At 66.8% G+C, this 24853-nt stretch carries 23 protein-coding genes; 14 read left to right on the forward strand and 9 right to left on the reverse strand.

Features of this window, described 5'->3' with window-relative positions:
* Window positions 1–17 precede the first annotated feature (17 nt).
* The 3 genes from ASF79_RS09410 to nirD all read right to left on the reverse strand — a co-directional run bounded on the left by ASF79_RS09410 (window position 18) and on the right by nirD (window position 2655).
* Window positions 18–1427 carry an MFS transporter gene (locus ASF79_RS09410; RefSeq protein WP_055854085.1) on the reverse strand — a complete coding sequence of 470 codons (1410 nt, stop codon included), beginning with the start codon at window positions 1425–1427 and terminating at the stop codon, window positions 18–20.
* Between the two features lie 98 nt (window positions 1428–1525).
* Window positions 1526–2296 carry a sirohydrochlorin chelatase gene (locus ASF79_RS09415; protein WP_082495786.1) on the reverse strand — a complete coding sequence of 257 codons (771 nt, stop codon included), beginning with the start codon at window positions 2294–2296 and terminating at the stop codon, window positions 1526–1528.
* The gene (gene nirD, locus ASF79_RS09420; protein WP_055854088.1) at window positions 2296–2655 is read right to left on the reverse strand and encodes a nitrite reductase small subunit NirD; all 360 of its coding nucleotides are present in this window, start codon (window positions 2653–2655) and stop codon (window positions 2296–2298) included. Before nirD ends, ASF79_RS09415 begins: the two co-directional genes overlap by 1 nt.
* A gap of 226 nt (window positions 2656–2881) precedes the next feature.
* Between nirD and nirB the strand changes: the two genes are divergently transcribed.
* From nirB to ASF79_RS09440, 4 genes are all read left to right on the forward strand, one after another.
* The gene (nirB, locus tag ASF79_RS09425; RefSeq protein WP_055854092.1) at window positions 2882–5494 is read left to right on the forward strand and encodes a nitrite reductase large subunit NirB; all 2613 of its coding nucleotides are present in this window, start codon (window positions 2882–2884) and stop codon (window positions 5492–5494) included.
* Between the two features lie 4 nt (window positions 5495–5498).
* Entirely contained in the window at window positions 5499–6593 is a 1095-nt protein-coding gene (cobA, locus tag ASF79_RS09430) for a uroporphyrinogen-III C-methyltransferase (RefSeq protein ID WP_082466166.1), read from the forward strand.
* A 12-nt stretch (window positions 6594–6605) separates the two neighbouring features.
* A complete protein-coding gene (locus tag ASF79_RS09435) occupies window positions 6606–7739 on the forward strand; it encodes a uroporphyrinogen-III synthase (protein ID WP_055854094.1) in 1134 nt (377 codons plus the stop codon).
* An 82-nt stretch (window positions 7740–7821) separates the two neighbouring features.
* Window positions 7822–8817 carry a GlxA family transcriptional regulator gene (locus tag ASF79_RS09440; RefSeq protein ID WP_055854097.1) on the forward strand — a complete coding sequence of 332 codons (996 nt, stop codon included), beginning with the start codon at window positions 7822–7824 and terminating at the stop codon, window positions 8815–8817.
* Here ASF79_RS09440 and ASF79_RS09445 read toward each other — a convergent pair.
* The gene (locus ASF79_RS09445) at window positions 8728–9648 is read right to left on the reverse strand and encodes a helix-turn-helix transcriptional regulator (RefSeq protein ID WP_055854100.1); all 921 of its coding nucleotides are present in this window, start codon (window positions 9646–9648) and stop codon (window positions 8728–8730) included. The two genes, ASF79_RS09440 and ASF79_RS09445, sit on opposite strands and share 90 nt — an antisense overlap.
* Before the next feature lie 207 nt (window positions 9649–9855).
* Between ASF79_RS09445 and ASF79_RS09450 the strand changes: the two genes are divergently transcribed.
* Window positions 9856–10650: a helix-turn-helix domain-containing protein gene (locus tag ASF79_RS09450; RefSeq protein ID WP_055854102.1), complete on the forward strand. Its 795-nt coding sequence runs from the start codon at window positions 9856–9858 to the stop codon at window positions 10648–10650.
* A 6-nt stretch (window positions 10651–10656) separates the two neighbouring features.
* Here ASF79_RS09450 and ASF79_RS09455 read toward each other — a convergent pair whose 3' ends face one another.
* Window positions 10657–11202: an MmyB family transcriptional regulator gene (locus tag ASF79_RS09455; RefSeq protein WP_156366197.1), complete on the reverse strand. Its 546-nt coding sequence runs from the start codon at window positions 11200–11202 to the stop codon at window positions 10657–10659.
* Between the two features lie 109 nt (window positions 11203–11311).
* Between ASF79_RS09455 and ASF79_RS09460 the strand changes: the two genes are divergently transcribed.
* From ASF79_RS09460 to ASF79_RS09470, 3 genes are read left to right on the forward strand one after another with little or no spacing between them, the layout of a single operon-like run.
* Window positions 11312–12193: a DNA/RNA non-specific endonuclease gene (locus ASF79_RS09460; RefSeq protein ID WP_055854108.1), complete on the forward strand. Its 882-nt coding sequence runs from the start codon at window positions 11312–11314 to the stop codon at window positions 12191–12193.
* The gene (locus tag ASF79_RS09465; protein WP_055854111.1) at window positions 12193–12933 is read left to right on the forward strand and encodes a YqjF family protein; all 741 of its coding nucleotides are present in this window, start codon (window positions 12193–12195) and stop codon (window positions 12931–12933) included. The genes ASF79_RS09460 and ASF79_RS09465 overlap by 1 nt, the downstream gene beginning before the upstream one ends.
* A complete protein-coding gene (locus ASF79_RS09470; RefSeq protein ID WP_055854113.1) occupies window positions 12930–13871 on the forward strand; it encodes an EamA family transporter in 942 nt (313 codons plus the stop codon). Before ASF79_RS09465 ends, ASF79_RS09470 begins: the two co-directional genes overlap by 4 nt.
* Here ASF79_RS09470 and ASF79_RS09475 read toward each other — a convergent pair.
* Window positions 13842–14420: a helix-turn-helix domain-containing protein gene (locus ASF79_RS09475; protein ID WP_055781866.1), complete on the reverse strand. Its 579-nt coding sequence runs from the start codon at window positions 14418–14420 to the stop codon at window positions 13842–13844. The two genes, ASF79_RS09470 and ASF79_RS09475, sit on opposite strands and share 30 nt — an antisense overlap.
* Before the next feature lie 47 nt (window positions 14421–14467).
* Here ASF79_RS09475 and ASF79_RS09480 point away from each other — a divergent pair, with 47 nt between their 5' ends.
* On the forward strand, window positions 14468–15340 hold the full coding sequence (locus ASF79_RS09480; protein WP_055854117.1) for a class I SAM-dependent methyltransferase: 873 nt from the start codon (window positions 14468–14470) through the stop codon (window positions 15338–15340).
* A gap of 10 nt (window positions 15341–15350) precedes the next feature.
* Here ASF79_RS09480 and ASF79_RS09485 read toward each other — a convergent pair whose 3' ends face one another.
* From ASF79_RS09485 to ASF79_RS09495, 3 genes are all read right to left on the reverse strand, one after another.
* Complete coding sequence (locus ASF79_RS09485) at window positions 15351–15923, reverse strand: dihydrofolate reductase family protein (RefSeq protein ID WP_055854119.1); 573 nt, start codon at window positions 15921–15923, stop codon at window positions 15351–15353.
* 99 nt (window positions 15924–16022) lie between these two features.
* On the reverse strand, window positions 16023–19142 hold the full coding sequence (locus ASF79_RS09490) for a GH32 C-terminal domain-containing protein (protein WP_082495787.1): 3120 nt from the start codon (window positions 19140–19142) through the stop codon (window positions 16023–16025).
* A 178-nt stretch (window positions 19143–19320) separates the two neighbouring features.
* Window positions 19321–20370 (reverse strand): LacI family DNA-binding transcriptional regulator, encoded by a 1050-nt coding sequence (locus ASF79_RS09495; protein ID WP_055780100.1) that lies wholly within the window; start codon window positions 20368–20370, stop codon window positions 19321–19323.
* A gap of 109 nt (window positions 20371–20479) precedes the next feature.
* Between ASF79_RS09495 and ASF79_RS09500 the strand changes: the two genes are divergently transcribed.
* From ASF79_RS09500 to ASF79_RS09520, 5 genes are all read left to right on the forward strand, one after another.
* Window positions 20480–21577, forward strand: coding sequence for a substrate-binding domain-containing protein (locus ASF79_RS09500; protein ID WP_055780099.1), 1098 nt, complete (start codon window positions 20480–20482; stop codon window positions 21575–21577).
* 72 nt (window positions 21578–21649) lie between these two features.
* Window positions 21650–22696, forward strand: coding sequence for an ABC transporter permease (locus ASF79_RS09505; protein WP_104278054.1), 1047 nt, complete (start codon window positions 21650–21652; stop codon window positions 22694–22696).
* Window positions 22693–23487, forward strand: coding sequence for an ATP-binding cassette domain-containing protein (locus ASF79_RS09510; protein ID WP_055780092.1), 795 nt, complete (start codon window positions 22693–22695; stop codon window positions 23485–23487). Before ASF79_RS09505 ends, ASF79_RS09510 begins: the two co-directional genes overlap by 4 nt.
* The gene (locus ASF79_RS09515; RefSeq protein WP_055854120.1) at window positions 23484–23798 is read left to right on the forward strand and encodes a putative quinol monooxygenase; all 315 of its coding nucleotides are present in this window, start codon (window positions 23484–23486) and stop codon (window positions 23796–23798) included. The genes ASF79_RS09510 and ASF79_RS09515 overlap by 4 nt, the downstream gene beginning before the upstream one ends.
* A gap of 73 nt (window positions 23799–23871) precedes the next feature.
* Window positions 23872–24852 carry a carbohydrate kinase family protein gene (locus ASF79_RS09520; RefSeq protein ID WP_055854123.1) on the forward strand — a complete coding sequence of 327 codons (981 nt, stop codon included), beginning with the start codon at window positions 23872–23874 and terminating at the stop codon, window positions 24850–24852.
* Window position 24853 lies beyond the last annotated feature (1 nt).

Consider the following 24853-nt stretch of genomic DNA (forward strand, 5'->3'; position numbering starts at 1 on the left):
GTGTCGGCTCGGTCGGATCAGATGCGCTGGCCGCTGAACGCGGAGCCGCGGCGCAGGTAGACGACTCCGGTGACGATCATCAACACGACGTAGGCCACGACGAACATGTTCAGCGCACTCGTGTAGTCGCCCGTCGAGGTCTTCGAGAGGCCCAGCATCTGCGGGATGACGAACCCTCCGTACGCCCCGATTGCAGAGATGAGGCCGAGCGAGGCCGCGGTCTTGCGCTGTGTCGACACGTCTCCGGAGTTCGTCGCCGCGTCCGTGACGCCGGACCGGGCCGCGAAGACGCTCGGGATCATGCGGTAGGTGGAGCCGTTGCCCACACCGCCCGCCACGAAGAGCAGGAGGAAACAGCCCAGGAAGATCCAGAAGTTGTTCATACCGATCGTCCACGTCACGGCGAGGGCGCCGAGCGCCATCACCGCGAAGGCGGCCATCGTCACGCGGGCACCGCCGAAGCGGTCGGCGAGCCGCCCGCCGTAGGGCCGCGAAAGCGAGCCCACCAGAGCTCCGAGAAAGGCGAGCGAGATCGACGCCGACCCGACGGCGAAGGTCGAGAAGTCGGGAAACTGGTCGGCGATGAGCTTGGGAAAAACGCTGGCGAATCCGATGAACGACCCGAACGTGCCGATGTACAGCAGGGCGAGAATCCAGAGATGCGGCTCTCGCAGCGCGGCGAGCGAGGCTCTGAAGTCGGACTTGGCGCTCGAGAGGTTGTCCATGTGGCGGTAGGCGCCCCACATCGCGAGAAGGATGAACGGAATCCAGATCCACCCGGCGAGCGGCAGGTTGAGGGTCACTGCCGCGCCGATGGTGATGGCGATCGGCACGACGAGCTGTGCGACGGATGCGCCCAGGTTGCCGCCGGCCGCGTTCAAGCCGAGCGCCCATCCCTTCTGACTCTGGGGATAGAAGTAGGTAATATTCGACATCGAGCTGGCGAAGTTTCCGCCGCCGAGGCCCGCGAGCGCCGCGACGCCGAGCATGACGCCGAACGGCGTGTCCGGATGCCCGACACAGATCGCGAGGCCGGTCGCCGGAATCAGAAGCAGGCCTGCCGAGATGATCGTCCAGTTCCGGCCGCCGAACTTCGGCACCATGAAGCTGTACGGAAAGCGCAGGGTCGCGCCGACCAGGCTGGGGATGGAGATCAGCCAGAAGATCTGACCGGTGTCGAAGGTGAAGCCGACCGCCGGCAGTGACACGACGACGATGCTCCAGAGCTGCCAAATGACGAAGCCGAGGAACTCGGCGAAGATCGACCATCTGAGGTTGCGGGCCGCGATCTGCTTTCCTCCACCCTCCCATTGGGCGGGATCCTCCGCGTTCCAGTTGTCGATCCAGCGGCCCGGGCGCATCACGAGCCCGGGGGGCGTCGTCGTATCGGCGACGAGCGGTGCGGAGGGTGTTTCGGTGTGGGTCAAGACGTTCTCCGATGGTCGAGGGTGCGGGTAGACGAGCTGTCGGTGTCGACGCTAGCCACGCGGTGTTTCAGCCGACGGCCTCAGCGATTACCGTTCGGTCACCAGGTCGTCGCACGCGTGCGACCGGTCTGATAGGCCTCGGAAACATGCTCGTCACATTGCCGCTCGAAGCGATCGACGACAACGTCGACGAGCTCGGGCGGAGGGCTCTGCCCGTCGATCAGCAAGGGATCCGTCACGACGTCGGCACCCGCGCGGTGCACCAGGGACTGGAAGTAGCCGGGGGCGAGCAGGTAGCTCGCGACGACCACGCGTCGACCGGGCGACTCGGCGCGAACAGTCGTGACCGCCTGCTCGAGCCTCGGCTCAGCAGCGGAGAGGAATCCCACGGTCACGGGTCTCTTCAGCTCTGCTGCGAGCAGCGACCCCATCGCCCGGCAGTCCTCCACCGCGCCGGAGTCGCTCGATCCTGCGGCGGCGAGCACCACGGTGTCGTCGTCTCGGAGACTGGCGGACGCGAGCCTCTCTGCCAGGATGCGCGACAGCCGCGCATCCGGGCCGAGGGCCGACGTCACGACGACCTCACGCGGCGTCGGCGAACGGACGGCCTCGGCCGCCGCCTCGGCGAGGTCGACGTGCACGTGATAGCCGGTCGAGAGCAGAAGCGGCACGATCACCACGGGAGTGCCCGGGCCGATCGTGTCGAGCGCCGTCGGTACATCGGGCTGCTGCACATCGACGAACGAGCCGACGACGGTCAGGTCGCGCCGACGTTCAGCGACGGCCGAGACGAGGGATGCGACGGCACGCCGTCCCGACGGATCGCTCGTTCCGTGGGATGCGGCCAGCAGGACGGGGCGTGCGGTCATCACGCGGCTACGCCGGTGCCCGCGCCGGACCGACTCGTGCGCGCGATCTCGACGACGCCGTCGACGACACGAACACCGACGACCGGCAGGCTGTACTCCGGCGTGCTGTAGCACTCCCCTGTCTCGAGGTCGTAGACCTGCTTGTGCAGCGGCGAGGCGATCGTGACCCGGTCTCCCCTCGAACCGACGATGCCGCGCGCCAGCACCTGCGACCCGGTGGCCGGATCCTCGTTCGAGACGGCGTGGACGCGGTCGCCGGGGAGGCGGAAGAGCGCGAACTGCTCGCCGTCGAGGAGCACGGCCTCACCCCAGAGCACTTCGAGGTCGTCGAGGCGGCAGACGGGAATCCAGGTCGTCATAGGTCGAGCCTTTCTGGCGCGGTCGCGAACGGGGATGCCCTCAACCTAGGCGGCGTAGATTTCGCCCTCTGACCGCTGCCATGACAGTCGCGTAACAAAGACCTCTCGGCGCCGCCGGAAGACGGTGAGGCGCGCGTCACACACTGTTACGTGGGCGCAATCGTGAGGAAATCGAGGCTGCCTAGGCTTCGAGCATCCCCTGACGACGCACGTGGAAGGCACAGCCATGACGAGCCCGAACTTCTCTGGCGATCGAGCTCATCGAGTCGTCGTCATCGGTGGCGGACCCGCCGCGCACAGGTTCGCCGAGTCGGTGCACTCGCGCCGTGCCCACGGCGACTCTCCCGGCGTGACGGTGACCGTCGTCGGCGAAGAGACACATCTGCCGTACGACCGCGTGGCCCTCTCCCGCCGTCTCGTGTCATCGGAGGATCTGACCCTCGGCGACAGGGAACTGTGGAGTTCGCCGGGAATCACATACCGGGGCGGCGTCGCCGCGAGCCGAGTCGACCTCGAGGCGTGTTCCGTCGAACTGGCGGACGGCAGCATCCTGTCGTACGACGACCTGGTCTTCGCCACGGGTTCGACGGCGACGGTTCCTCCGATCCCCGGCGCATCGTCGGGATACGTCTACCGCACCATCGAGGACGTCGACTTCCTCGTGGCCGAGGCCTCGAGGCTGGCGACGAGTCTCGGTCGCCCCGCCGATGTGGTCGTGGTGGGCGGCGGCCTTCTCGGACTCGAGGCCGCCGGTGGCCTCCAGAGGCTTGGAGCCCGCTCGACGATCGTGCACTCCGGCAGATGGCTGATGTCGGCTCAACTCGACGAGGGTGCCGGACAGGCCCTCGGTCGCCTGATCGAGGCTCAGGGAGTGACGCTCGCTCTGGGAAACCGGCCGACCCAGGTGCTCACCGGCCCTTCCGGCAGAGTGCTCGGCGTCGAGTTGACCGACGGCCGGGCCATCAGCGCCGATCTCGTGGTGTTCTCGATCGGCATCACCCCGCGCGACGAACTCGCGCGTGCGGCGGGGCTCGATATCGGCGCGCGAGGCGGCATCGCCATCGGTGACGACTGCGGCTCGTCTCACCCAGGCGTCTGGGCGATCGGCGAGGTCGCGAGCGTCGGCGGTGTCTGCGTGGGTCTCGTCGCTCCGGCGAACGCCATGGCCGAGGTCGTGGCCGACAGGATCCACGGCGGCGCCGCGAGCTTCCCCGGCATCGACGACGCGACGAAACTCAAGCTGTCGGGCGTCGAGGTGGCGAGCTTCGGCGACGCACTCGGAGCATCCGACGGTGCCCTCGAGGTCGTCTACGCAGATCCTGCACGTGGCATCTACCAGAAGATCGTCGTCTCGAACGATGCCAAGACGCTGCTCGGCGGCATCTTCGTGGGAGATGCCGCGCCGTACACCGCGCTGAGGCCTCTCCTCGGCCGAGAGCTTCCGGGCGAGCCCAGCGCCTACCTTTCTGCTGCCGGCGTCGAGGCCCCCGCGAGCGCCGAGCTGCCCGACGACGTTCAGCTGTGCTCGTGCAACAACGTCTCGGTCGGAGCCGTACGCGAAGCGATCCGCGGCGAGCACGCGGAGGCGTGCACCGAGCTGGGGCCGCTCAAGGCGTGTACCCGGGCGGGAACCCAGTGCGGATCGTGCGTGCCGCTGGTCAAGAAGATTCTCGAGACCGAGCTCTCCAAAGCCGGAATCGAGGTGTCGAAGGCCCTCTGCGAGCACGTCGATCTCAGCCGCAGCGAGCTGTTCGAGGCCGTGCGCATTCTGCAGCTCACCAGTTACGAGCAGATCATGGAGCACTTCGGGCGCGGCCTCGGCTGCGACGTGTGCAAACCCGTGATGGCGTCGATCCTGGCCACCCAGACCTCGAAATACATCCTCGACTCCGGAAGCGGCGCCCTGCAGGACACGAACGACCGGGCCCTCGCGAATATGCAGAAAGACGGCACGTACTCGGTCGTCCCCCGCATTCCGGGTGGGGAGATCACCCCGGCCAAGCTCAAGGTGATCGCCGAGGTGGCCGAGCAGTTCAATCTCTATACGAAGCTCACGGGCGGGCTGCGCATCGACATGTTCGGCGCTCGTCTCGAGCATCTTCCCGACATCTGGAAGATCCTCGTCGACGCGGGCTTCGAGTCGGGACAGGCCTACGGCAAGTCGCTGCGCACGGTGAAGTCGTGCGTGGGCTCGACCTGGTGTCGTTTCGGCGTGCAGGATGCCGTGGCGATGGCCATCGAGCTCGAGTTGCGCTATCGAGGGTTGCGGTCGCCGCACAAATTCAAGCTCGGAGTCTCTGGTTGCGCCCGCGAATGCGCGGAGGCGCGCAGCAAGGACATCGGCATCATCGCCACCGAGCAGGGGTGGAATCTGTACGTGGGTGGCAACGGGGGCTATCAGCCGGCGCACGCTCTGCTGCTCGCCCAGGACCTCGACGACAAGACGCTCATCGCATACATCGACCGATACCTCATGTACTACATCCGCACCGCCGACCGCCTGCAGCGCACGGCACGCTGGCAGGAGGAACTGCCCGGCGGACTCGACCACGTGCGCGACGTCGTCTGCAACGACTCGCTCGGGCTGGCCGACGAGCTCGAGGCCGCGATGGCCGAGCACGTCGGCAACTACGAAGACGAATGGGCGGCGACGCTGAACGACCCTGAGCGGCTTCGTCGGTTCCGCTCGTTCGTGAATGCCCCGCGCACCGCGGATCCGAACGTGGTGCAGGTCACCGAACGCGACCAACCGAGACCGGCCCGCCCTGACGAGCGGGCCGCAGCAGAGGAACGTGTTCTCGTCTCGGGACCGTCGATTCCCGTGCGAAAGGGACAATAAGCCCATGGACATCTCCGTGAACCTCACGGGCCGCCGCGTTCTGGTCGTCGGGCACGCCGGTCACGCGCGGCACACCATCGCGCGCTGCGTGGCGTCGGGCGCGCGCGTCTACCTCGCCGATGATGGGAGTGGTGACGATTCGCGTGCGCGTGACAACGTCGTGCGCGTCGTCGTGCCCGTGAACCGCCTCGAGTGGAAGACCCTCGTGTCGTCGGTCGACCTCGTGATCTCGGTCGGTGTCGATTCGGCGACCACCGATTCGCTGGAGCGCGCAACGCGAGACGCGCGCATCTGGCTCACGACGGAGCCACCGAGTCCGACGCTGCCGATCGGCCGGGTGACCCTCGTCGGCGGCGGTCCCGGCGACGGCCAGCTTCTCACTGTCGCGGCGCTCGCCGCGCTGCGGGAGGCCGACATCGTCTTCTTCGACCGCCTCGGTCCGATCGCACGGCTGGCCGAGTGGGCTCCGGGCGCCGAGCTGGTCAACGTGGGCAAGACGCCGGGTCACCACGCGGTGAACCAGACCGAGATCCAAGAGCTGCTCGTCGAGGCGGCGCTCGCGGGAAAGACCGTCGTTCGGCTGAAGGGCGGCGACCCTTTCGTCTTCGGACGAGGCGGCGAAGAGGTCATCGCGTGCAGCCGGGCCGGGGTCCCCGTGACGGTCGTCTCCGGCGTCACCAGCGCCATCGCAGTCCCCGGCGCAGCTGGCATCCCCGTCACTCATCGCGAGATCTCCCGGCTGTTCACGGTGGTGTCGGGCCACGTGCCGCTCAGCGAGAACGAGCTGCTGCATCTGGCAGGCCTGGGCGGCACGATCGTCGTGCTGATGGGCGTGGGGACCCTGCCGCATCTCACGGCGGGCCTTGCGCGAGCCGGCATGTCTGCCTCGATGCCCGTAGCCGTCGTCGAGAAGGGCTTCTCGACGAGTCAGCGAACGACCCGTGCCACCCTCGACGAGATCGCCCCGCTCGCCTCGCGGCTCGGAGTGCGATCGCCCGCCGTCGTGGTGATCGGCGAGGTCGTACGATTGAGCGAGCAACTCGATGTGACGGCCGCTACCTTCCTTCAGGATGCAGCGGCCGAACTGACGACCGACTGACGAAAGAGGCCTGTGACCGACTCAGACGCGGATGCTCTGGTCAGAGCGTTCCGCCCGGATCAGCTTCGCGGTTTTCGTATCGGTGTGACCAGCGACCGCAGGTCGGAGGACCTGATCGCAGCGTTCGAGCGCAGGGGCGCCGACGTTCTGCACGCACCCGCCATCCGAATCGCCGCCGCCGATGACGACGCAGAGCTGACCGCCGACACGCTGGCGATCATCGCGGCACGACCCGACGTGCTCCTCGCGACCACCTCCTATGGGGTACGGCGCTGGTTCGAAGCCGCTGACGCCGCAGGAATCGGCCACGAGCTGAGCGAGACTCTCGCCCACACCCGTATTCTCGTGCGCGGCCCGAAGGCACGCGGCGCGGTCCGCGCCGCCGGCCTCGACGATTCGGGAATGAGCGACGAAGAGACCACGAAGTCTCTGGTCGACCATGTGCTGCGAGACGGCGCCGAGGGAAAGACCGTCGCCGTGCAGCTGCACGGATTCACCGACGAGGGGCAGCTGCAGCGGCTCCGCGATTCCGCCGCGACCGTGCTCACCGTCGCCCCCTACCGATGGTCGCTGCCCGCCGATTCTTCTCGGGTGCTGAGACTTGTCGATGCCATCTGCGCCGGCTCGCTCGACGCCGTCACCTTCACGAGCGCGCCGGCCGTCGAAGCCCTGTTCTCTGCAGCCGACGGAGCCGGCCGTCTCGACGCTCTGCAGACGGCCTTCATGGGCCCCGTGGTCGCAGCGGCGGTCGGCCATGTCACGGCAGCTCCCCTGGTCGCCTCGGGCATCGAAGCGATCATTCCGCCGCGCTACCGCATGGGCGCGCTCATCCGACTCGTCTGCGAGCACCTCGAGGAGCATCGCATCCAGCGTCTGTCCACCCGACACGGCGACATCGAACTGCGCGGTCGGCTCGTTCGCATCGGAGACTCCGAGGCGGTGCTCGCCCCGCTCTCGCTCGCCCTGTTCCGGGCTCTGCTGAGCGCGGAAGGGGCGGTTCTCTCGCGCGCGGAACTCATGGCCGCGCAGCCGGACATGCAGGACGACCACGCGACCGACGTCGCCATTAGTCGACTGAGGCAGTCCCTGCCGATGCCCGGGATCGTGTCGACCGTCATCAAGCGGGGGTACCGGATCGCGGTCTGACCTGTCATCGCCGAGCTGTCCGACGTAGGCTTTAATAGAGCCTGCGCTCCATAATTTCGGTGCTCGTAGACGTCAGGACACCATGACCGCCACCCGGCCCTCCCTCGCTCCACGACCGCCGCGCGTCGGCATCCTGCTGTTCGACGGCGTCAAGATGCTCGACTTCGCCGGCCCCGCAGAGGTGTTCTTCGAGGCCAATCAGCGCTCCGCAGGCTATGAGATCATCACGATCTCACGCTCCGGGGAGCCCGTGATGACCTCTATGGGCATCCAGGTCGGCGTTCAGACCTCCGTTGCTGAGGCGGGGCGCCTCGACACCCTCATCGTTCCGGGCACGGAGAAGGCGGCGACGGTGTTCGCCGACCCCTTGCTGCTCGCCTCGGTCGCGGAACTCGCTTCCCGGTCGACTCGGATCGCCGGCGTCTGCACCGGCGCGTTCGGTCTCGCCGCTACGGGACTCCTCGCGGGCAAGTCGGCAACGACGCATTGGAAGTTCACGTCTCTGCTCGCCGAGACCTACCCCGAGATCGACGTGCAGCCCGAGGCCATCTTCGTCAACGACGGCAACGTCTTCACCTCTGCCGGAGTCGCTGCGGGCATCGATCTCGCTCTCTGTCTGCTCGAACTCGACTACGGTCCCGAGGTCGCGCGGTCCGTGGCTCAGCTGCTGCTCGTCTACATGAAACGCTCCGGCAACCAATCGCAGTTCTCCGCGGCTCTGCAGGGCCCTTCCCCTCGCACGCCGGTGATCACCGTCATCACGGACCACATCAGCGAAGACCCTTCTCGTCCCTACACGGTGGGCTCGCTGGCGGCGATCGCGAGCGTGAGTCCGAGGCACCTGACGCGCGTCATGCGAGACGAGGTCGGAATGTCGCCCATGGAATACGTCACCGCGATGCGCCTCGACCTCGCCGTCTCATTCCTCGATTCCGGGGCCTCGGTGGCGGATGCCGCGGCACGCTCGGGCTATGCGACTCCTGTGGCGCTACGACGCTCGTTCGTCGCGCGCTTCACGATCACTCCCTCCGAGTACCAGCGGCGGTTCCAGTCGACGCATCGGGACCTCATCGCCTGACGACGCTCCGCTCGAGAGGGTGCGCAGAACAGCGGCAGCCGCGGACCCGGGCTCTGCCATGTAGGTCGTGAGAAATTGCCCCGGCGATCGCGGAATGCCGAGTGTCTGCCAGTTCAGTGAAACGGTGCCGAAGGGCTCGATGAGAGTCTCGCTGACTCCGGCGCTGAGCGGTTTCACGTCGTACTCGGCCCAGATGCGGCGAAACGAGAGGTGCCTCGTCGAGAGCCGACCCACGACATCCTGAAGCCGGGCGTCGTGCGGGTCACCGTTGAAGCGCAGGGCCGCGACGTACTCGCGGATGATCTCCTCGTCGTCGGGCTTCCCCTCTCCCGCGCGCATGACCGTCGTCATCGTTCGCCGTTCATACGCCGCCTCGAGCAGGTTCGTGCCGGGAACGAGAATCTCGGGGGCGATCAGACGCGCCATGGGGTTCGACGCCAGCACGTCGAGATTCGCATCGGTCACGTAGGCGGGTGTCTGCTTCCACCGCTCGAGAAGCCGGGTCACGCTCTCGCTCACCGCCACGGATGCGCGCACGGCGCGAAGGTACGGACGAGGCCGCGCGAGCCGAGACAGGTAGGTCAATCCGTTGTCATCGAGCATCAAGGCCTTCGCGAGCGAACGCACGACCTGCTCGGACGGTCGTCTGTCGCGACCCTGTTCGATGCGGAGGTAGTACTCGGGACTGATGTCGGCACGCGCTGCGACTTCTTCTCTGCGCAGTCCGGGAACACGACGCGAGGCCTCACGGGGCAGGCCGACATCCTCGGGTTGCAGGAGTTCGCGGCGAGCGCGAAGGAACTCCCCCAACGGACTCGATGACCAGCCCATCCCCTCGTCCCCCGTCTTGGCGCCCCGGTTGCAACCGCTCTCATTCTGGAGGCGTCGACGGCCCCCGCGTGAGTGCGAGTCGGGCCGAGCATGGTGCACAAACGGACACGTGCGCTGGGTGGTACTGACACGGCCAGGTGGGCGGCATGACCCCGCTCATAGACTCGCGGTCATCACCCGCTCGAGCGACAGAGGGCTGCATCGACCATGAGTCTCTACCATCTGACAGACGACCGCATCGGCCAATCCCGGCTGCTCGACGACGATCCAGGCAGGCGCCACGAGGCCTTCGGCACCGCCGTCGCGCATCAGCGGATCGACCCCGGCTTCCACTCGTCTGTGTGGGCCGTCATCGTCGATCCGAACGCCGGCGCAGACCGCGCTCGTGCGCTGGCCTCACGCATCGCCGCATCGTCTCGCGCGGAGGCCGTGTTCGTGCGCGAGAGAGCCGGATGCCTGTACTTCGTCACCCGAGCACGCCCCGAGTCGACGACGTTCGACGAGCGGATCCGCGAGTTCGCGAGCCGCTTCGAACTGCGTGTGCTCGGCATCGGCGCAGCTCTCATCGAGCACACCGACTACGACCTCGCACCCGTGGCCGAGCGGGCCCACCGCGCCGCCGGCATCCTCGCCGCACTGCCCGAGCTCGGCGACATGGGCTGGCACAACCAGCTCGGCCCGTGGATCATGCTGAGCCGCATCGCCCCGGGATCCGTTCGGGTGCGAGACATCTCACCCGCCGCCGATATGCTGCTCGAACCGGTGAACTCGATCTACCGCGAGACGGTGGAGGTCTATCTCGACGTCGCCGGCAGGATCTCCGACGCGTGCGCACGACTGCACATCCACCGCACGACCCTGTACTACCGGTTGGACAAGGCACCAGAGGCGGTTCGCGACGCCCTCCACGATGGATCCGCGCGGAGCAGTCTCCACCTCGCGCTCAAGTTGGAGCGGCTGTGGAATGCCCACCGGGAATCGCCCATCGACTACGCCCTGTGATCGTCGTCAGTTCGATTCCGAGGTTTTTCTCCGCTCGATGAGCTCGTCGAGCCTGCTGCGAGAGACCTCGTCGACCGGCTGCCAGATGAAGAGCACATCGTCGTCGCTCTCGGGCACGGTCAACATGTAGTACGAGCAGGTGATCCGACCGACCGGGCTGTCGTCGAACGGCACGATCCCTCGACTCGTCGCACGGCGTGATTCATCGGCCCAGGCGACCGAGAAGTCTCGACTGTGCACCGAGAGCTCCCCCACGATCGTGTCGACAGCGCTGTCCGGCTCGTGCTCGTCGAGCGACTCCCTCAGCAGCGCCGCCATCTGCGCCGACGCCTCGTGCCAATTGGCGTGCCCTCGATCGACGTCGGGCTCGAGAAACGCGAACCGCGCCAGGTTGGTGCCCTCTGTGAAGCCCTGGCTCAACGCGGCGGCGGCGTCGTTCGACGCCAGCACTGTGAAGAAGCGGTCACACAGGAACGCGGGAATCGTCGTCCATGACGCCAGGAGATCACTCAGCGCGGCGCGAGAACGAACAGAAGCGGCATCATCGTGCATGACGCTCACGGTAGACCTCGGGCCGGGCGGCGGACACCCCGCCGCACGAATTCCGACGATGATCGAAAGAGGGGCCGTTTGCGAGGTGCGCAGGTGGTTGACTGGGCCGATGGATGCCTTGACACCGGAGCGCGCAGGATACCGATCCGACTTTCTCGCCGTTCCGGTAGCGCTACCCGCGCCGACGGCCGGAACGCCCCTCCGAGAGCTGCGCTACACGCACTTCAGCGTCCTTCTCGATCCGGTGAGACGGCTCGCACGCTCGACGGGGGTGAACATCGACGGCGACGCACTGACCGACATCGAGCGCGGTGACGACTGGCACCTCGACGACAGGATCCCCGAGGACGAACAGGTCGGAGAGGCCGTATACGCGCGCAACGACCTCGACCGAGGTCACCTGGTGCGGCGCAGAGATCCGGTGTGGGGAGACCGTGCGACGGCGGAGCAGGCGAACCTCGACACCTTCGCCTATCCGAACGCGGCACCGCAGGCCGGCGACTTCAACCAGTCGAAGGAGTTGTGGCTCGGGCTGGAAGACCACGTGCTCGCCTACGCCCAGACGAACCGCAATCGGATCAGCGTCTTCACCTCTCCCGTCCTCGCCCTGAACGATCCGCTGTACCGCGGTGTGGGCATCCCGCAGGCGTTCTGGAAAGTGGCCGCCTGGACCACTGCCGTCGATGGCATCGCCTCGCTCCGAGCGGCCGCCTTCGTGCTGGATCAGTCATCTCAACTCGTCGACATCGACCTCAACGACGCGAGCGCGCAGGCCCTGATCGACGGGGGTCCGCCGCCGCTCGGACCGTACCTCAGCTACCAGGTTCCCGTCGAAGACGTGGAGAGCCTGACGGGCCTCGATTTCGGAGGGCTCGTCATGGCAGACGTCATGGCTCCGGTGCTGGCCGGCCGAGCCGACGGGTCACCTCGAACCGGTTGGGTGAGGCTGCGCAACGACGGCGACATCACTCTCGAGAAGGCAGCCTCGTAATGGAGCTCTCACGCACGGCTCCCCCACTTCGCGGAGGCGTCGTCGCCGCCCAGGAATGGCGCCAGGTCGCATTCGTTCACTGGCGGGTCGACCCCACGCTCGTCGCACCCCTCCTTCCGCCTGGTGTCGTGCCCGACCTCTTCGACGGCTCGGCGTGGGTGGGGCTCATCGCCTTCCGCCTCGGCGATGCGCGCATCGGCCCGCTGCCCCCGACCTCGCGCTGGGGGTCGTTCACCGAGGTCAATGTGCGGCTCTACGGCGTCGACGCGGCCGGCCGCCGGGGCGTGGTGTTCCGCTCGCTCGAAGCATCCAGCCTGCCCGCCGTGATCGCCGCCCGCGCCCTTTTCGGGCTCCCTTACATCTGGGCACGCTCTGATCAGCGGCAGATCGCGGGCGGGTGGCAGTACGCATCCCGTCGGCGAGGTCTGCGCCCCGGGTCACCGGAGCCACGCTTCCGCCTCGACGTGGCGGTCGATGAGACGCGCACGGTAGACGACGCACTCTCCCTGTTCTTGACCGCTCGCTGGGGACTGTTCCAAGAACGCTTCGGCCGCACCCTGTGGCTACCGAACGAGCACGAGCCCTGGGTACTCCATCCGGCCCGGGTCACCGCGCTGCACGATGAACTCTGCGCGGCCGCTGGGCTTCCGGGCATCGTCGACCCCGCACCCGACTCGGTTCTGTTCAGCCCCGGCGTGGATGCGCGCTTCGGCCTCGGCAGCATGAACGGCGCGGTGTGACGAGGCCCCGCCTCGTCGGCGTGGCAGCCGTCCTCGTGACCTCGGTGCTGTGGGGAACGACCGGTACCGCCGCGACCTTCGCCCCCTCCGCGGGCCCCGTGGCGATCGGATCCGCGGCGTTGGGGATCGGCGGGCTGTTGCAGGCTGCCGTCGCGCTGCCCGCCCTGCGCGCAGCACGCGTCGCTCTTCGTGCACGGATCGGCATCGTGCTTCTCGGCGCCGTCTCCGTGGCCGTCTACCCGCTCGCCTTCTACAGCTCGATGCATCTGGCGGGAGTAGCCGTGGGCTCTGTCGTCTCCCTCGCCTCCGCACCCCTGGCGTCTGGCATCCTCGAACGCGTCGTCGACCGCCGAGCCCTGAGCCGGTGGTGGATGCTCGCGGCCGGCCTGGGCGTGATCGGCAGCGTCATGCTGTGCGCGACGAGACTCGACGGCCCCGCAGCCTCTGTCTCGGGCACCTTCTGGGGCATCGTGCTCGGATTGCTCGCGGGCGCGACCTACGCCGTCTACTCGTGGGCGGCGCACCGACTGATGCACGAGGGGGTGAGCCGCGGAGCGGCGATGGGCGCCGTCTTCGGGATGGGAGGGCTGCTCCTTGTTCCCGTGCTCGTGATCACGGGGGCTCCGTTGCTCGCGTCATCGCAGGCCTTCGCCGTCGCCGGGTATATGGCGCTCGTGCCAATGTTCCTCGGTTACGTGCTCTTCGGAATCGGCCTGGCCCGGGTGCCGGCGAGCACGGCCACCACGATCACGATCGCCGAGCCCGCCGTCGCCACTCTGCTCGCCGTGCTCGTCATCGGCGAACGACTGACTCCGCTCGGGTGGGCAGGACTGGCCGTGATCGGCCTCGTGCTCGTGCTGCTGGCCGCCGCTCCGGCCACGACGCTGCCGCGGCAGAACCGGTCGGGCCTACCTCTTCGCGGGTCGATGACCGGGTAGGTGCGCGCGCTCTCCATCGTGATCGAAGATCGTGAGCAGCTCGACGGGCCCGTCATTCGCTTCGAGCGCGTGGGGCGTCATCGTCGAGAACTCCGCCGCCTGGCCCTCGCGCACGAGAATGGTCCGTTCGCCGAGGCGCAAGGTGAGGACCCCCTGGAGAACCGTGAACCACTCGTAACCGGGGTGCACCTGCTGCTCGGTCTTCTCCCGCTCCGCCGTGATGCGCATCTTGGCTATCATCACGCCCCTGCGATCGCGATCGCGAGACAACAGCCAGATGGTCGATCCGACGCCCGTCTCGGGTTCCGGCCTGATCACCACGTCGTCGTCGCCCTCCGGTTCGACGAGTTGATCGAGAGTCGTACCGAGCGCCTGGGCTATCGGCACGAGCTGGTCGAGGGCGATGCGCCGGTGGCCGGTCTCGATGCGGCTCAGTGTCGACGGAGAGAGATAGCACCGGCTCGCGAGAGTGTCGAGCGTCCAGCCCAGCGACAGCCGAAGGCTTCGGATGCGCTGGCGCACCACGTCGTCGATCATGTCTTGCGTCATACGCAAGATCATATGTCGAAAATGGATGCCTCGCGTACCGTTGTCGTATGACGCACGCCTTCCCCGCACCCCACCATTCGCATCCGGACCGCCCCGGCTTCGGACCGGCACCCGCCCACCACGCCGAGCTCGAAAAACTGCTCGATCTCGACGCCCTGTTCGGCGCACCGGTGCTGGCTCAGGCCACGGATGAGGCCTCGCACGCGATGATCACCGAGCCCCGCACGATCGTCGATCTGGGCGCAGGCACCGGAACCGGAACCGTCGCGCTCGCCCACCGCTTCCCCGGAGCCCGAATCCACAGCATCGACGCATCCGTCGGCATGCTCGATCGCCTGCGCGAGGCCGCGAGAGACGCGGGCGTGGCCGCGAACGTCGAGGCCCACCTGGCCGACCTCGACGACGACTGGATCGCCGATCTGCCCGACGGGATCGATCTGGCGTGGGCGGCTCTGTCACTGCACCATGTCGGTGATCCCGCTCGTCTTCTTCGTCAGGTGTTCGACGCCCTCCGCCCCGGAGGCGCGCTCGTCGTGATCGAGATGACAGGCGAGACGACCTACGAACCGGCAGACCTCGACACCGAACGCTCTCGACTCGGTGAGCGTGTCGTGAACACGCTCGCGGAGCGTGGCTACCCGGTGGTCGCCGACTGGACTCGCGCCCTCGAATCGGCCGGTTTCGCACCGATCGCGCGCAGCGAGGCCACGCTGACAGCATCGACGGACACCCCAGACGGTGCTCGCTACCTCGGCTTGCAGCTGGGTTTCAATCGCACCCTGCTCGGCGACGGCCTGGAGCCCGACGACCTCGCGGCGCTCGATGATGCCATCACACGTCTTCGAGCCGGTCGCGCGACGATCTCCGTCGCATCCGGCCGCGTCATCTGGGTCGCCGCGCGACCGGTCGTCGCCGAGTAGCCGATGCCCGTCACGCGCCCTCGTGGGTAGCGGGCACATAGCGGAGCCAGAGCCCTCCGGCCGCTAGCCGATGCTGGTCGAGCAACGTGAGATCGAGTCGGACGCCGGCCGGAAAGAAGGGCGTGCCGCCTCCGACGGTCTTCGGCGCGAGGACGGGCTGATACTCGTCGACGACACCCGCGCGAACGGCGTGAGCCGCGAGATGGGGGCCGTCGATCGTGATGTCGCTGTCGGACGCCGCCTGGAGCTCTCGGATCGCCGCAGCATCGAAGGAGCGCTCGATACGCGTCCGCTCGCTCGTGACCTCTTCCAAGGTCGTCGAGTAGACGACCTTGTCGGCGGCCTGCCAGACGCGAGCGAAATCGACGATGAACGGGGGCGCCTCCTCGAGCAGATGCGCGGTCTCCCAGAAGACCATGGTCTCGTACATGCGCCGGCCATAGAGGAACGTGCCCACCGACCGCAGCTGCTCTGCGAAGAAGTCGTGTTCCTCCTCGCCGACCTCCATGAAATCGAATCCGCCGTCGGCATCGATGGCGTAGCCGTCGAGAGAGGTGATCATCGAATAGATCAGCTTGCCCATGGGAACCTCCGGTTGCTGTGCCCCGTCATCGTCGACACGCTCCGAGAGTACTCGCGCGTGCGTGTGCCGCACACCCGTTGGTGCGCGGCACACGCACACTCAGCTCGTGGCCCGGCTGCGACGAGCGCGCTTTCTCGCCCACAGCGTCGCCACCCCGACTGCGAGCAGCAGCGCCGCCAGCGACCCGGCGGAGCCGACCGAGAGGCCCGTAGCGGCGAGCCCGCCCGTCGATGCCCCCGCCGGCGCAGATGGCGCGCCGACCGACGGCGTGCCGGGCGCCGTTCCCGATGCGTCGGCGATCCGTACGTCGACCGGAGCCGAGCTCGCGCCCTCTCCCACCACGGTGCGAGCGGACACGGCGAAGCTCACCACGGAGCCGGGCTCGAGCCCGGTTACCCGGCACTCGTTCGCTGCGACCTCGCACACCGGACCCGCAGCCCTGGCGTCCGCAGCGACCGATCGCACGACATATGACGTGACCGGCGATCCGCCGTCGTCATCCGGCGCTGCCCAGGTGATGGTGGCAAGACCCTGCTCAGTCGACGTCGCCGCAACCGAGGTCGGAGCACCGGGCGTCTCGAGCACCGTCTGCGGATCGTACATTCCGCCGTACAGCGGCGTGATCGTCAGGCTCTCGATCTCGGCGGAGCCTCCGTTCGACACGAGCGAGATTCCCGTCGACGACGGGTCGGGGAACACCTGATCCGTGATCGTCGTCCCGCCTCCCTGGGCGAAAGCCTGCACCGACGCATTGTCGACGTACACCTCGAGCCGCAGACGGCCATCGCTATCCAAGGCCACGGGTGCCGTCTCGACAGACGAGAAGGTCGGGTTGAACGACACATCACCCGACGTGCGACGATCTAGACTCAACGACCCGGATGCGGTGTCGTAGGTGAGCGGTGTCGACTGCGCGCCGTCGCTCGACGTGCGCAGGGCGAGCCCGAAGCTCGACGCCGTACCCGGCTTGAGAACGGCATCCACCCGGTACACCGCACCGACGCCGTCGACCGGTAGGGCCGTCGTGCCCTCGGAGACGGCACCGGCGGGCACCGACACCGCGGCGAACGGCTTGGCCAACCCATCGACCTGAGGCGTGACCTCGGAGACGAGCCGCGGACGCCCATCGATGGTCTGCAGCGAGAGCTCGCGAGGCAGAGCCATGGCGCTCCTCCACTGGCCGGTCGGAATGTCGTTCGCATACTCCCAGTTGTTCATCCAGGCGATCATGATGCGTTTGCCGTCGGGCGCGTTGTCGTAGGTGACTCCCGCATAGAAGTCACGCCCCCAGTCGAGCCAGTCGTACGACTCGATGCGGGGCGCGGCGGCCGTGTCCGAGAACATGAACTGGTCGGCGAGAACGTGCCCCCATCCGGCGCGATTGTTGTCGACCACCTCGATGTGTGCCGTCGTGCCGATGAGATCGGAGACGTCCCATGCGGACCAGTCCAGGGTCTCGCTGTCGTTGCCGGTGGAGCTTCGAGCCACCTGGCCGTCGACGACGAGGTTGACGGAGGTCTCACTGCTTCGCACAAGGGCAGGGCTGTCGGCCAGAACGACCTCGTCGAGGGTGAGATGGCCCCATCCGCCGGTCGCCTGGTCGTTCACTCGTAGCTGAGCCTGCTTGCCCTGGTACGCGCTGACATCCCAGCTCTTCCAGTTCAAGGCGCCGTCGTTGTCGCCTGACGCCGCCGCGACGACCGCTCCGTCGACGAGAAGTTCGACCTGCAGAACCTGGCCGCTCGCCGCGTCGCGTTTTCCGCCCCCGACGAGCATGCTGACGAAGGACTTGTCGATGGTGAAAAACCCCGAGGTGAGGGTTCCGGTGTTGTCGTCTCCCCTGGCCCCGCCCTCCCAGGTGTTGATGCGTTTGGCTCCGATGGCGTAGTCGCCGCCCGAGGTGGAAGGGTTGCGCTCCGCCACGAAGTCGCCCGACACTGTCCACCCGTGATCGACCACGCTCTCGGTGCCCGCGTACTCGAAGCCGTCGAAGAGAAGCTCACTGCCGACGGGCGGCTCGTTGCCCAGCTGACCGCCGTCGAGGTGAGCGTGCTTGCCGCCTCCGACCAGGAAGTTGACGTAGTCCTTGCTGATCGTGAAGTCCGGCGACGACACGCGTCCGATCGGCCAGTCGCCATCGTTGAATCCGTTGATGAGTCCAGACCCGACCTGGCCGACGACCGTCTGCTGTCCGTCGATCGCGCCGGTGGCCGGCTGGTCTCCGAACGGTCCGTTCTTCCAGTTTCCCGGCTCGTTGTCGACGGCCCATCCTGAGTAGGTGCCATCGTCGAATCCAGCGAAGAGGTCACCCTTGGGCAGCGAGTCGGTCGGCTGCGTGGTGTCCGACGTGAAGGTGGTGCCGTCGAAATCACCCACGAAGTACTGCCCGCCAGAACCGCCGGACACCGCGCCCGGGTTGAGATTCACCACCATCACCCACTTGGTGTTGGCTGGATCGCCGTCGACGGCGAGCGGAAAGAGATCGGGGCATTCCCATACGCCACCCGTGGCGTTGGCAGGGCCGAAGTCGCTGAGGTAGCTCCAGTCGACCAGATTGTCAGAGCGGTAGAGCAGCACGCGGTGTTCGGTCGCCTCGACGGTAGCCACGACCCAGTAGGAGTTCTCGGGCGAGCCGCCGTCGTACCAGAACATGTGCGGGTCTCTGAAGTTGTTCGAGTCGCGATCGAGGATGGGGTTGCCGGAGTACTTGGTCCAGGTCGTGCCCGCGTCGGTGCTGTAGGCGAGCGCCTGAGCCTGCTTGCCGGTTTTGTACGCGGCCGTGTACATGGCCACCAGCGGTGGGTTGTCCGCCGTTCCGAAACCGGAGGTGTTGTCGTGGTCTACGACGATGGAGCCCGAGAAGATGTCCGCGTCGGCATCTTGGGGAATCGCCAGCGGCTGCTCAGACCAGTGCACGAGATCGGTGCTCGTGGCGTGGCCCCAACTCATGTTGCCCCAGGTCGTGCCGAAGGGGTTGTACTGGTAGAAGAGGTGGTAGACGCCCTCGTAGTAGACGAGACCGTTGGGGTCGTTCATCCAGTTCTTCTCGGGGCTGTACCCGAGGTAGGGGCGATACGGCTCGGCAGGAGGGGCCACGTCGGACACCGCTGCCGAGCCGATGAACTGCGCCGGCGATACGGTCACCGGATCAGCCGCCGCCGCCGAGGTGGCACCCGAGACCCCGGCGGCCACGAGCAGACAGGCCCCGGCCGCCGCCACGATTCTCGTGGTTGTTCCGGGTCGATTTCTCCATTGCTGTTGTTGTTTGTCGTGATGCTTCACAGGACGCCCTTCGCTGCGCGTTGTCGCGATGACATCGATGTCATCGATCGCGAGCGATGCTACGGAATGTCCACCGAACAATTCAAGGAGCACCGTGAATTGTCCTTCGAACGGCTCAAGCCGGCGGGATCTCCCCCGAGCCCCTCACGACGAGTCGGGTCGGCACGACGAAGTCGCGCGCCGGTTCGTCGAGTCCGTCTAGCCGCTCGAAGACACGGCGTGCCGCGATCTCTCCGATCGAGGTGGGATCCTGCGCCACGACGGTGATCGCCGGCTCGAGCAGAGCGGCCATGGGCACGTCGTCGAAACCGACGAGGGCGACTCGCGTCGATGCCCCTGCCGACCTCAGCGAGGTGATCACTCCGAGCGTGATGAGGTTCTGTGCGCTGAAGATGGCCGTCGGCGGGTCATCGAGCGCGAGCAGTCGAGCGACAGCATCGGATGCCTTGCCCTCGTCGTCGAGATTGTCCACGATGATCCGCTCGTCTGGCGCAACACCATGACGCCGAAGCGTGTCGAGGTAGCCGCGCTTGCGCTCCCTGGCCGTGAAGATCTTCTCGTCGTCGCCGAGATAGGCGATACGGCGGTGACCGACGGCGAGAAGATGCTCGACGGCCCCGGCGGCCCCTTCGGCGTTCTCCGTGATCACGGCGTCCGCCTCGATTCCGTGGGGCCTGCGGTCGACGAAGACGATGGGGATGCCCTGATCGAGCTGAGACCCGAGATAGGCCTGACTCGGCTGGATCGTCGTGAGGATCAGTCCATCGACTCTCCTGCGAAGAAAGGCGTTCACCGACGAGAGCTCGCGCTCCGGATCCTCGTCGAGGCTCGAGGCGAAGACCGCCACATGTCGCTCGAGCGCGATGTCTTCGACCGCTCGATGGACCGCGGCCGAGAACGGGTTGGCCACGCTTCCGACGAGCAGACCGAGCGTGTCGGTTCGACGGTCGGCCCGTCGCAGATTCCCGGCGTGGATATCCGGTTGATACTGCAATTGTTCGGCAGCCCGGCGCACCCGCGCGATGGTCTCCTCCGACACGTGCGGTTCACGATTGATCACGCGAGAAACGGTCTTGACCCCGACGCCCGCCAGGTCGGCCACGTTCTTCATGGTGGGACGGCGACGAAGCGCTTCGCTTCGCCGGGGGTCTGATAACGATGTCATAACTGCTCTTCTTCTGCGAGGATTAACTTGACTCTACTAATCGAAGGCGCCTATACCTATACCTGACATCGTTGTCGGGCAGATCGCCCCCTGAGCCAATGAGGACTCCATGAACACACGCAAATCGCCCATCGCCCGGCTTGCCGGCCTTGGCACCATCGCGCTCGTCGCATCCGTGGGGCTCGCCGCCTGCTCGAGCGGCGGAGCATCGACCAGCACCGACTCGGCCGGCAGCGGCGACGTCGGCGTCACGCTCATCGTCAAGACCACGACGAACCCCTTCTTCGTCGCCATGGAAGACGGCGCGAAGGCCGCGGCCGACAAGGCCGGCGTCAAGCTGACGCTGGCGGCCGGCAAAGAAGATGGCGACGAGGACACTCAGATCCAGGCCATCGAGAACGCGATCTCAAAGGGAGACAAGGGCATCCTCATCACGCCCAACGGTCCGTCGGTCGTCGACGCCATTCAGAAGGCACGCGACGCCGGTCTCTATGTGATCGCCCTCGACACGGCCCCCGACCCCGCCGACGCCGTCGACATCACCTTCGCCACCGATAACTTCACCGCCGGAGAGTCGATTGGCAAGTGGACTGCAGCACAGCTCGGTGGCAAGAAGGCCACCATCGCCATGCTCGACCTCTTCAACGACAAGGTCGTCTCGGTCGACTACAACCGCGACCAGGGATTCCTGACCGGAATGGGCATCGACACCGCCGACGACAAGAAGAACGGCGATGAGGCCAAGACCGGCAAGTACAGCGGCGGCGAGTACGAGCTCGTCGGCAACGAGGCGACCGACGGAGCCGAAGATGGCGGCCGCACGGCGATGGAGACCCTGCTGTCGAAGAACTCCGACATCAACGTGGTCTACACGATCAACGAGCCTGCTGCGTACGGCGCATACCAGGCTCTGCAGGCCGCAGGAAAAGAGAAGGACGTGCTGCTCGTCTCGATCGACGGCGGCTGCGCCGGCGTCAAGAACGTAGCCGACGGCGTCATCGGGGCCACGGCACAGCAGTACCCCGTGAAGATGGCCGAGCTCGGTGTGGAGGCCATCGCCAAGCTCGCCACCGACGGCACCAAGCCGTCGACCAGCGCAGGACTCGACTTCTTCGACACCGGCTCGAAGCTGGTCACCGAGAAGCCCGTCGATGGACTCGACAGCATCACCGCTGCCGACGCTACCGACATCTGCTGGGGCAAATAGTCCGACGGCAGGGGGTGGAGCAATGCTCCACCCCCTGCATCCTCCTGCTCCACCTCCCCCAGAAAGGCTCTCGTGACTTCTCCCAACCCGGTGACCAACCCACCGACCTCTTCACTCGCTCTCGCTTCTGAATTTCTCGACCGCCGCACGCCCATCGACCGCGTGCGAGGCGTCCTCCACCGCTACCCAGCCGTCAGCCCGGCCGTGGTTCTCGTCATCGCCGTCATCGTCTTCGGCATCCTCAACGACCGATTCCTCGCCCCCGCCAATCTCTCGCTGATCACTCAGCAGGTCGCCGTCGTCGGAACCCTCGCCGTCGCGCAGACCTTGATCATCCTCACGGCGGGAATCGATCTCTCAGTCGGTGCCGTGATGGTGCTCGCCTCGATGGTGATGGCTCAGACCGCCACCCAGAACGGAGTGCCCGCCTTCCTGGCTCTGCTCATCGGCATCCTGGTCGCCGTTGCCGCGGGTCTGTTCAACGGTCTGCTCGTCACGAAGCTCAGGCTTCCTCCGTTCATCGTGACCCTCGGAACCCTGAACATCTTCGTCGCCCTCACCCTGCTGTACTCCGCCGGCTCCACCGTTCGTGGCTCCGACATGCCGGAACTGCTGCCCTCGACGGGCCAGACCTTCGACCTCTTCGGTGTGCGGGTCAGCTTCGGCGTGATCATCATGCTCGCGCTCTACATCGTCGTGGCCTTCATTCTGGGTAAGACGGCCTGGGGTCGTCACGTCTATGCGGTGGGTGACGACAAGGAGGCCGCGCGCCTCGCCGGAATCAGCGTCAACCGCGTGCTCGTCAGCGTGTACATCGCTGCCGGCGCCATCCTGGCCATCGGCGCCTGGATTCAGATCGGTCGCAGCAACGCGGCCAGCCCGAATGCCGGAGCAGACCTCAACCTCGACTCGATCACGGCCGTCGTGATCGGCGGAACGAGCCTGTTCGGCGGTCGAGGCACCATCTGGGGCACCTTGCTCGGCGCCCTCATCGTCGGTGTCTTCCGTAACGGGCTCTCGCTCGCCGGACTCGACGTGCTCTACCAGACGCTCGCCGTGGGCATTCTCATCATCGTCGCGGTCGGCGTCGACCAGTGGATTCGAAAGGTACGCAAGTGACCATCACAGACAACGTCGTTCCCGAAGCCGAGACGCGCACGCCGGTTCTGCAGGCCCGTCGTCTCGTCAAGACCTACGGCCGGGTCGTGGGCCTCGACGGCGTGAGCCTCGAGCTCTACCCCGGCGAAGTGCTCGCCATCATCGGCGACAACGGAGCCGGAAAGTCGACCCTCATCAAGTGCCTCACCGGTGCCGAGATTCCCGACGAGGGTGAGATCTTCCTCGACGGCAAACGGGTCTCGTTCAAGCGGCCGCAGGATGCCCGCTCGGCAGGAATCGAGACCGTCTACCAGAACCTCGCCGTCTCCCCGGCCCTCGACGTGGCGTCGAATCTCTACCTCGGTCGAGAGAAGCGCAAGAAGGGCATCCTGGGGTCGGTCTTCCGTGTGCTCGACACCGCGGGAATGCGGCGCGAGGCGAAGGAGGAGCTCACGAAGCTCGGCATCTCGACGCTTCAAGACGTCACTGTGCCCGTCGAGAATCTCTCCGGCGGACAACGCCAGGCTGTGGCCGTTGCGCGTTCCGCGGCCTTCGGGTCGAAGGTCGTCGTCTTGGACGAGCCGACAGCTGCCCTCGGTGTTCGCGAGTCGAACCAGGTTCTCGAGTTGATCCGCAACCTGCGCGATCGTGGCGTGCCCGTCATCCTGATCAGTCACAACATGCCGCACGTGTTCGACGTGGCCGATCGCATCCACATTCAGCGTCTGGGAAAGAGGGCGGCGACCATCACGCCGCAGTCGCACTCGATGACCGACGCCGTCGCCATCATGACGGGTGCGGCCACCGCGTGAGCGCCGTCGCCCCCGCCTCGAAGGTGTTGTACGCCGAGTTCACGGCGCGACCTGGATGCGAGGAGACCGTGGCCGAGCTTCTGGCAGGGCTGGCAGACGACGTGAGGCGCGAACCCGGATGCATCGAGTTCGCCCCCTCTCGTCTGAGCGCTGAGCCCGCCCGTTTCTTCGTCTACGAGGTCTATCGCGATGACGACGCGTTCGCGGCGCACATCGGCGCGTCCTACGGTCGTGTCTTCAACGAGCGGCTCGCTCCCCTGATCGTCGAAGACGGGTCGCAGCTAACCTGGCTGCAGCCGCTTTCGAACTGATCACTCCCGACAATGGCTCTGCCTGCTGCTTTTCGGGCAGGCAGAGCCGTTTCCATGCCCCGAAAGGCCCCCTGTGTCGCACTCGCTCACCGCAGTCACCGCAATCGGTGAATCCCTCGTCGACGTGATCGTGGGCTCCGGCGAAGCACCCAGCGTGGAACACCCCGGCGGATCGCCGATGAACATCGCACTGGGACTGGCACGGCTGAACAGGCCCGTCTCCCTCGTCACGCATATCGGCGACGATGCCCGCGGGGCGGCGATCGCGGAGCATCTGAGCGAAGCGGGCGTCAGCCTGGCCGCCGGCTCGATCCGCGACGAGCCGAGCTCGACGGCCACGGCCTACCTCAAGGCAGACGGATCGGCCGACTATGTCTTCGACCTCCGCTGGTCGCTTCCGCTCGGTCTCAGCATCGACGACGCGGTGCTCGACGGATCGGAGATCGTGCACGTCGGATCGATCGGAGCGTTCCTCGAACCCGGCGGAAGCACCGTCGTGTCGCTGCTGAGGCAAATGGTCGATTCCGAACGATCACCCCTCATCTGCTTCGACCCCAACATGCGACCGAGCATCGTGACCGACCACGAGGCAGCACTCGCTCGATTCGAGCAGATCGCGTCGCTCGCGGGCGTCGTGAAGCTCAGCGACGAAGACGCCGAGTGGCTTTACCCCGAACTGGGTCTCGGGGCCGTCGTCGAGCACATCCTGCGTCTCGGCGTCGGGCTCGTGACGCTGACCCTCGGCAGCGCCGGTGCGATGCTGGCGACGCGCTCACTGCGGCTGACCGTCGCGGGAATCGTCGTGGAGGTCGCCGACACCATCGGCGCGGGCGATTCGTTCATGAGTGCGCTCATCGACTTCATCGCCGAACTACGCGACGAGGGCGTGTCGACCGCTGACCTGAGGAGCGGCCACGCGTTCGACGCCGCACTGCTCACAGACATCGGCGACTACGCGGTGCGCTGCGCCGCCATCACCGTCTCGCGTCCCGGAGCCAATCCCCCGACCCGAGCCGAGATCGGCTATCCCCAGAAGGGACCGCGCGCCTCCTAGC

The sequence above is a fragment of the Agreia sp. Leaf335 genome (assembly GCF_001423605.1).
Taxonomy (GTDB): Bacteria; Actinomycetota; Actinomycetes; order Actinomycetales; family Microbacteriaceae; genus Agreia.